Origin of the sequence: Methanocalculus sp., from assembly GCF_030651615.1 — an archaeon.
GTDB lineage: Archaea > Halobacteriota > Methanomicrobia > Methanomicrobiales > Methanocorpusculaceae > Methanocalculus.
In genome coordinates this window covers 1-9,144 of record NZ_JAUSCG010000042.1, presented here as the reverse complement: position 1 = coordinate 9,144, position 9,144 = coordinate 1, and the positions used below count along the sequence as shown (strand labels likewise).

The following is a 9,144-nucleotide window of genomic DNA, read 5'->3' as shown; positions in this document are numbered from 1 at the left end:
AGGGGGCAAGATTTGAGATGAAGGTGCAAAGAGGTGGATGGCGTGTGGAGTCTGATCAGGAGGCATCAAAAGGTGCGAAAGCCACTCAATCCCACAAAGAGCCGTATTTTATCATCTAAATTATATTAGGATGGTGGTGGGGAGTCGGATCTCAAAACCTGCTCATTTCGTGAATGATACGACATGAAAGCCTGAAAAAGTCATCCCTCACTTGCTGGACATAAACAGGCTGAGAGAGATCCCCGTTATAAGGGCGACAAGAGCCTCTGAACCGAAGTACTCCAGAGAGATGAGAGTTTCAAGTGGTATTCCCCCCCAGAAATGCCCAAGTAAGAGAGAGAGGAGGAATCCAAGGAGGAATACTACACCAAAGTGTTTTAAACCGATGATATAATCAGTGTAGACAAGGCGGATAAAAATAAAACACGCTCCCATAAATATGATGAAGAACGTCATTCCTGCCTCAGATGTTGATGCAGCAAGAGTTCTGGATGAGAAGATGCCAAACTCTGCAATTATCAGATAGATGATGATCCTCCCAAGAGCGCTGTCCTCGGTCTTTCGAATAAGCTGGCTAATATAGGGGGCATTTTCATCTGTCCCTGTATCAGTCTCCCTACAGACCGGCTGTTGTAATAAAACCCCCATTCCTCTCTTGTTCATCACCTTCAGCAGGGCCTTTATAACAGTATTCAGGGCAATTCCAACTGCAAGAATGCCACAGAGCAACCCTGCAATTCCAAAGAATATATTATCAACCGTGAGTCCGCCCTGAACTATTCTGAAGACGAAATCGTGCAGGAAGATGTAGGTTGCGACGGTTATGATCAATAATAGTACAATTTTTTTTACATCATTGCGTGTAAGGTGTGTGAGTATCTCGAGCTTTTTGTTCGCGCTGTCAAGTGCTGCTTCTGTCTTCTTCCAGTCAGTAATATCCTGACCCTGGGCGATCGTCGCAATCACCGTCTTTCCGTCACCTGCAAGGATGTTTGAAGAGTTCCAGAGGATTGCCCTGACATCACTCTTTCGTGTCCGTATAGGGATCTCTCGCGCATCCCAGGATGTTCCGGAACTCGCAGCCTGGATAAGTTCCATCGCAGAGTAACAGGTATCGGGCTGGAAGAGGATGCTGAGATCGGATCCTATCGCCTCTTCAACCGGAATGCCCGAGAGTCGTTCGAAGGCTTTGTTGAACCGGGTAATTCGATAATCCGCACCCCATACGACAATCGGAGCATTTGTATAAGATATGAGGTTGTTCAGGAAATCATTTGTCTCAAGGAGTTCTCGCTGCATCCGTTGTATATCTTCACGGTATGCTTGCATCTCGGCTTCCAATGCGAGCAGCTGATCGTTCCTCTTTTGGAGGATCTCGTTTATCTCTTTGAGTTCCAGGGTCCGTGCCCGAAGCCCCCGCTCTGTGACCATCCACTCCTCTGTCAGAAACGTCACCACAGCCCCGACGATGATGAAGACCAGAACACGGATAGCTCCGTTGAAGAGCTGATCAACCCCTGCATTGGAGATAAGGATGATAAGATACAGAAGTGACAGGATGATTGAAAAGATGAGCCCCTGCCGGAGATAAAAGACACAGGCAAGAATAATCGGGATAAAGAAGAGGATTTGAGCAATATCAGAGAGGCCGGAAGAGAGTAAGAATATGCTTAGAACAATACTCAGTGCGGTCGTACCGAGGACCAAAACGAGTGCCAGCCGGGGATCGAGTGGGAGGTGCATCTCCCTCTTCAATAAAGCATCGAGCAGAGGGGAGAGACCTCCCGGGATCGCCATATCTGGTCTAAGGAGGGTTAAGAAGATAATAATTCCCTTCCCGAGGAATAGGTGACAGGTATCCGCGGCTCTGGTTTCTTCAATGGTGCCGGTCAAAACCTGGTAGCACCATACGTACTTGCCGGATATTCAGGGATTCACCTCGGATTCGTGGGAACAATACCCTAAAATACCCCTCAATTCGTCATCGGGGTCGATCTGAGATGGCCCTTTGGAACCTGGATCTCAAAACGTGCTCCTCTTCCAAAAACACCGGTCTCCTTGATGGTGATGCCGGTGATATCAAGGATCTCACGGGAGAGGGCAAGTCCATATCCGGTATTCCTGCCATACCCCCGGTTGAATATTATCTCCTTATCTTCAATAGGGATCCCAGCACCATCATCCTCACAGACGATGAACACTCCGTCATCACCCTCTTTGAGTGAGAACCGAATCCGGGTCAGGCCTCCCCCGTGCCGAATCGCATTGTCGATCAGATTGAAGAATACTTTGGTGATGAGTGGGTCTGCAAAGACTTCGATCTCTTCGGGGAGATCGTTCTGAAGTCTGATCGTCCCAAGTGCTGCCCCTTCCCCGGCATTGGTGATGAGATCTCTTTGATTCAGCCAGACAGGCGCCTGTACTCCGATCATCTCATATTCTTTGGTGAACCCGATCATCGCGGTGATCTGATCGCTTGCCTTCGTAATCCCCAGGAAGTATCGTTCATATAACTGATCGGAGAGCTTACTCTCCAGCAGGTCAACATAGCCATTCAGAATAAGAAGCTGGTTATTGATATCATGGCGGGTGATACCGGTCAGGAGGTTCAGCTTCTTATTCACCTGCCGTATCGCATCTTCAGCCTTTTTTCGTTCGGTGATATCCCGGATTGAGATAAGAATTGCGTCAGAATCACCAAAACGAATCCTTCTGACGACACTCTCAACCCATATCTCCCTTTTCAAAGCAGTTATGAGCGTATAGTTGGCGGGATATGAGTCGTTTCCCGCTGCAACCTGACGGAAATCCATAAGAACATCTTCCTGTGACTCCGGTGCGATGTACTCCATAACATTCCCAGAACCAATGACCCCGTGATAGTCCACCACATCAACAAGGGTACCTGCAGCCTTGTTCACAAAGAGGAGTTTTCCAGAGAAGTCTATAATCAGAATACCATCGAGTGAATTATCGACCAGAGCCCTGAACTTCTCTTCACTGGCACGGAGATCGTTGTGTGTAGCGATCAGCTCTTCATTGGCTTTATTAAGCTCCTGGTTCTTGTTCCGAAGCTCATACTCTGTCACCCTCCGCCCGGTGATATCCTTGAAGAGCCCCCTCGTATACTGTGGCTTGCCATCAACCAGTTTGCAGTTGACGATCCCCTCAACATACACCTTCGCACCATCGGATCGCCTGAAGATCGCCTCGATGGTACCGACAGTCTCTCCAGCCATCACCCGTTTGAAGAGCTCCATACAATGGTCGAGGCTCTCCTCATGGATGATATCAAAGAGGGTGATGGCGAAAATATCCTCCTCCTGATACCCAAGTATCTCAAGCCACCTCTTGTTTACATAAAAGAAATGACCATCTGGTCCCACACTCTGAATCATATCGGTTGCATTCTGAAGGTCATGGATGCGCTGCTGCTGCTCATCAAAGGTCAACTGCATCTGCCTCATCTGGATGGACTGCCTTGTGAAGTGAACCAGTTCGGTATAGAGAGCCTTTGGGTTACCACCCTTCTGGAGATAGAAGTCAGCCCCATTGTTTAAGGCCTCAATGATGACCTCCTCCCTGCCTTTGCCGGTGAAGATGATGAAGGGGATCTGCTTACCAACGGATCTGACCCTTTTCAACAGTTCTATCCCATTCATCCCCGGCATCTGGTAGTCTGATATAATTGCATCATAGGATTTTGATTCGAGGAGGGCAAGTGCCTCAGGAGCGGAACAGGCTGTATCAACGACAAATTCCGTACCCATCTCAAGATAGATCTTGCCTATCTCAAGGAGTGCAGGCTCATCATCGACATAGAGAAGAAGAGATACCGGTGACCCGGCAGATGACATTTGGAGAAATTAGACTCTGAGACGATAATTGTTTTGGTCTCACAGAATAACAGAACGGACGACGGAAATGGCTCTGTCTAAGAGGGAAAGAGAAGACTCATCTCTCTCTTCAGCAGTACGAGCAAACCAAACACTTTCGCACCATGCGGTACGGACTTTATATTCATAAAAATTCAAGGAGTGAAATAAAACCTTTACAGGTGGTTTGCGTGAAGATTGTTGAAGAACCGGAAGTAAAAATGATTGAAGAGCGAACTGTTGCATATGTCTCATTTGTCGGCAATTATCTTGGAAATACCAAGGTCTTTGAAGGCTTATTTCAGACACTCTGTGACTTTGCGGCACCGTTGCATTTGTTTGGACCGGACACTCTGTTATTATCTGCCTATTACAACGACCCGGATACTACTCCTCCGGAAGAACTGAGGGTTGATGTCTGCATGACCATCACCGATGATGCTGATCTGACTACTGAAGGAGAAGTACACAAGAAACAGCTTCCCGGAGGAAAGTATGTCGTCATGTATGCGGAGCTATCAGGAGCAGAGGAGTATGGTCCTGCATGGAGTACGGTAGGCGAGTGGATGATGCACAATAATCTGGAGATGGATGTCTCACGGCCAGGATATGAGATATACCGGAAGAACCCTGAAGATGACCCCGAGAAACACCATTGTGTTGAGATATGTATGGCCATCAAATAAGGGGAAATGAGAGCGTGCCTCTCATCTTCCTGAGATGAAGTGGACAGGAAAATCGCCTCTTTTTTTCAAAATAACGGTGTAAAACCATTTATGAGTAGTACTGACGATTCGTCAGAGATATGTGGCGATGAGATTTTTGTATGATGACTGCATTATTATGAACTATGAACATTCGGATTATACCATCTCTCCTTCTCCTTGCTCTGCTCCTCTCCATCACAGCAGGCTGTATTGATAACGCGTATTCAAAAGGTGGGTCTGACCAGCAGGAGGTCTCAGAAGAGGGTGTACAGGGTGAGGGTGGACTCATATTCATCCGTGATTTTGAGGGTGGACGGGCCTTTCGAACCAAAACAGATCGCTACTGGGTCCTGCATCTGTCAGGTTCATGGATGGAGATGGGGCGACAGTATGGTGGCCTTATGAACGATGAACTCCGTCTTTTCCATGACGAAATTGTAGCAGACATCTCCGCTCGTGGAGTTTCCAAAGAGATGCAGCATTCGGTTTCAGGAGAGATGTATGAAGGGTATTCGCCCGGACTGAAGGATTTGCTTGAGGGGATCAGCCTGACCTCCGGTATGACGATGGATGAGGTGCTGATAACAAATGCAGGAGTGGCCCTGCTCACGGACGCAATTCTTGGAGATACGCCTCCGGGTGCATGTAGTGGGATTGCTGTATGGGATGGATATACTGAGGACGGAAGACTGATATTTGGACGCAACTGGGATATCAACAGGGAGGCGATGAAAAAGTATATGAAATATCTCTCGGTGGTCGTCTATTGCCCGGATGAGCGGTATTCTGTTGCAAACATCCATCCTCTCGGAAATGTGTATCTTGAGACCGGAATGAATAGTGATGGTCTTTTCATAGAACTGAATAACGGAGAATTTTCGGATAAAAACTATCCAGCAGGTCGCGAAGATACATCATCATTTCTGGTCACCGTCTTAACAGAAAGCCGCAATGTCACAGAAGCGGTTGATATGCTGAAGAATACTCCGGCAGATATCTCCTATATACTGCAAATCGCAGACCCTGATGGTGCGGTCTCTCTGGAGAGGGCAACCTTTGATGCCAGGGTACGAAATCCCGAGGATGATGGCCTTGTTATTGCGGTAAATCATTTTATACCCCCCTATCCACAGGAATGGGAGGGAAAAGTGCAGCCTCCCCGCTCATCTGAGGAAGATCCCCGTTATGACAATCTCCTCAGTCTCGCCGGGTCTTGGGAGTATAAGGGGTTATTCACCCCATCGCTGATGAAGGATTTTTTAGGGGTGCCGATGGAGAGCGGAGGTGCATGGCATGACGGAACTGTCTATCAGGTGATTGCAGTTCCGGAGAGCAGAACGGTCTGGTTGCATGCAATCGATTATGCTGACTGGGAAGAGGTTCCATTAGCTGAACTTCTTAGGCAATAGACCCTTCATTTTTTTACTCATCGATAATCCCTTCTTACCTGATCCCTATTCAGACCGTTATCACGGAGAAGGTATTTTCAACTTCAATGATCACCATACAGTAAATGAAGTCCACCCGAAACGGAGAACTGCCAATCTCCGTTCTGTATGTCGATGACGAGCCTGCACTCCTTGAGATAGGAAAACTCTTCCTTGAGCGGGGCGGTGATATCACCGTCACAACAGCGGGAGGTGCAAAAGAGGCAATCCGGCTCAGTGACGAAGACCGTTTTGATGCGATCGTCTCAGATTACCAGATGCCGGGGATGGATGGGATCGCGTTTCTCAAATACCTGAGGCAGTCGGGCAATACAATTCCGTTCATCATCTTCACCGGAAAGGGGCGGGAAGAGGTGGTGATCGAGGCGCTGAACAGCGGTGCGGACTTCTACCTCCAGAAGGGCGGCGATTCGAAGTCCCAGTTTGCCGAACTCTCCAATATGATTCGCGCAGCCGTCAGCCATAAAATGGCTGAAAGGCTGGCAAAAGAGACTGAAAAACGGCTCTATGATATCATCCAGTTCCTCCCCGATCCCACATTCGCTATCGATGCTGATGGCATTGTGATCGCATGGAACCAGGCAATTGAGGAGATGACCGGTGTTCCTGCGAAGGATATGATCGGGAGAGGTGATTTTGAATATGCAGTTCCCTTTTATGGTGAACGCCGCCCGATGCTGATCGATCTCGTATCAATGACTGATGACGAGCTATTGCAGTCCAGGTATGCATCCGTCAAAAGAGATCGGGATATACTCATTGCAGAGACATCACTGCCACGACCTCTGGGCAGATATGCTATTCTCGCGGGGAAGGCATCCCCACTGTACAATGAAGTGGGAGATGTTGTCGGGGCAATCGAATCCATCCGTGACATCACAGAGCAGAGGCGTTTTGAAGAGGCACTCAAAGAGAGCGAAGAACGCTACAGGCTCACACTGGATGCTGCCAATGACGGAATCTGGGACTGGGATATTGCCAACGGGAACGCCTTCTTCAGCCCACGCTGGTACACAATGCTTGGATATGAACCAGGTGAGATGCCGCAATCGTATGCAACCTGGAGGTCGCTCATTCACCCCGATGATATCGATCGATCCGAAGAATACATCCATACCCATATCCGGGAGGGGAAGGAAGGTTTCCGGCTTGAGTTTCGGATGAGGAGAAAAGACGGGGGATGGAGATGGATCCTTGCCAGGGGAAAGATCGTCAGCCGTGATAGAGAGGGGAGGACTCTGCGCATCCTTGGAACCCATACCGATATCACCGAGCGGAAGGAGGCTGAAAAGGCATTACAGAAGAGTGAACGGATGTACCGGCTGATCACCGAGAATATGACCGAGACGATCTCGATTCTGGATCTCTCGCTCAGGTTTACCTATGTCAGCCCTTCGGTTGAATCATTGCGGGGCTTCACGGTCGGGGAGGCTGTTACCCAGTCTCTGCAAGAGGTGCTGGCACCGGAGTCTCTGATGAATGCCATGCAGATATTCCGGGAGGCACTGGAACGTGAGGCTGCCGGAGAACCTGTTGGTGTTGTCAGCCTTGATCTTGAGACATACCGAAAGGACGGATCAACAATCTGGGTGAATAATACCATGACCTTCCTCCGTGACAGCGAGGGGAAGGCCACTGCGATACTCATCGTCGGCCGTGATGTCACAGATCAGAAGAGTGCTGAGCAGGAAGCGGAGAGGAATAACCGGCTTATCGGAGCGATGCTGGATGGCATCCCCGACATCGTCGGCCTTCAGCTTCCCGATCATACCATCCTCAGGTACAACAAAGCAGGCTATGAGATCCTCGGCCTGACTCCTGATGAGATCAAGGGGAGAAGGTGTTATGAGATCATCGGGCGGAGCAGCCCCTGTGAGAACTGTGCCACCTCGCGGGCAGTCATATCCAGGAAACAGGAGACAGTCGAGCGGTATATCCCGGAGCTCGGAATGTTCATGGAATGCACGAGCAACCCGGTCCTTGATGAGAACGGGGAAGTTGAGCTGATCATCGAAGTTCTCCATGATATCACCAGACGGAGAGAGATGGATAAGGCACTCAGGGAGAGCGAGGAGAAGTACCGGCTCATCGCAGACAATACCGCAGATACAATATGGATCGCTGACCTTAATCTCCGCATCCAGTACATCAGCCCATCTGTTCTGAAGATGCGGGGGTTTACCCCGGAGGAGGTGATGGGACAGTCCTTACGTGAGATGCTGACACCGGAGTCATTTATTTCAGTACAGAAGCAGTTTTCCGAGGAGATGATGCTTGAATCAACAGGAGAGGGCGATCCGGACAGGATGATCCCAATTGAGTTTGAGAAGTACCGGAAAGATGGAACAACGATACGTGTTGAAAATACTGTCAGGTTCCTCAGGGATCAGGAGGGCCGGCCCACAGGGATTATCGGAGTGTCACGGGACATCACCGAACGGAAAATCGCAGAAGAACGGCTTATTCTAAAGGACGCAGCCATTCATGCTTCACTGAACGGCCTTACCATCACCGATCTAAAGGGAAGAATCACCTATGCGAACCCCGCGTTCCTTGCAATGTGGGGGGCATCGGATATCAATGAGGTACTCGGCAAACCCATTCTCTCCTTATGGACAACAGAGGAGAGAGGACGAAAGATAGCCGATGCAATACTGGAGACAGGCAGGTGGTCAGGCGAGGTTGTGGGAACAAGAATGGATGGATCAGAGATCATCGTTGAACTTGCTACAAGCCTTGTCCGTGACGCTTCAGCCACTCCAATCGCCATGATGGGCTCCTGCATCGATATCACCGAGCGCAAGAAGGAAGAGAGAGCGTTGCAAGCCGCCAATAAGAAACTCCAGATCCTCTCCGGTGTCACCCGCCATGATATCCTGAACAAGATCATGGCGATCGACGGGTATATCTGGCTGAAGAGAGAGGAGGATGTGAACCGGAAGGAGGATAGATATCTTGATGATATTGAGAAGTCTGTCAAATCCATTGAGCGGCAGATCGAGTTCACCCGCCAGTATGAGAACCTCGGTGTGCAGATGCCCGTCTGGCTTGCGATCATCTCTTTGACAGAGTCGATCAATGACGGGGAGTTGCCAATCATCCAACGCCTCTGCG

5 protein-coding genes are annotated in these 9,144 nt (G+C 49.3%); 3 read left to right on the top strand and 2 right to left on the bottom strand.

The window, feature by feature from the left end; all coding sequences use genetic code 11:
• Positions 1–207 precede the first annotated feature (207 nt).
• On the bottom strand, positions 208–1,797 hold the full coding sequence (locus Q7V06_RS01615; protein WP_304837087.1) for a PAS domain-containing protein: 1,590 nt from the start codon (positions 1,795–1,797) through the stop codon (positions 208–210).
• 176 nt (positions 1,798–1,973) lie between these two features.
• Complete coding sequence (locus tag Q7V06_RS01610; protein ID WP_304837084.1) at positions 1,974–3,857, bottom strand: PAS domain S-box protein; 1,884 nt, start codon at positions 3,855–3,857, stop codon at positions 1,974–1,976.
• 209 nt (positions 3,858–4,066) lie between these two features.
• On the opposite strand from Q7V06_RS01610, the gene Q7V06_RS01605 reads away from it, so the two are divergent.
• The 3 genes from Q7V06_RS01605 to Q7V06_RS01595 all read left to right on the top strand — a co-directional run.
• Positions 4,067–4,561 carry a GyrI-like domain-containing protein gene (locus tag Q7V06_RS01605; RefSeq protein ID WP_304837082.1) on the top strand — a complete coding sequence of 165 codons (495 nt, stop codon included), beginning with the start codon at positions 4,067–4,069 and terminating at the stop codon, positions 4,559–4,561.
• 164 nt (positions 4,562–4,725) lie between these two features.
• A complete protein-coding gene (locus tag Q7V06_RS01600) occupies positions 4,726–5,991 on the top strand; it encodes a C45 family peptidase (RefSeq protein WP_304837080.1) in 1,266 nt (421 codons plus the stop codon).
• Between the two features lie 104 nt (positions 5,992–6,095).
• A partial coding sequence (locus Q7V06_RS01595; RefSeq protein ID WP_304837077.1) for a PAS domain S-box protein occupies positions 6,096–9,144 on the top strand: 3,049 nt, incomplete at its 3' end.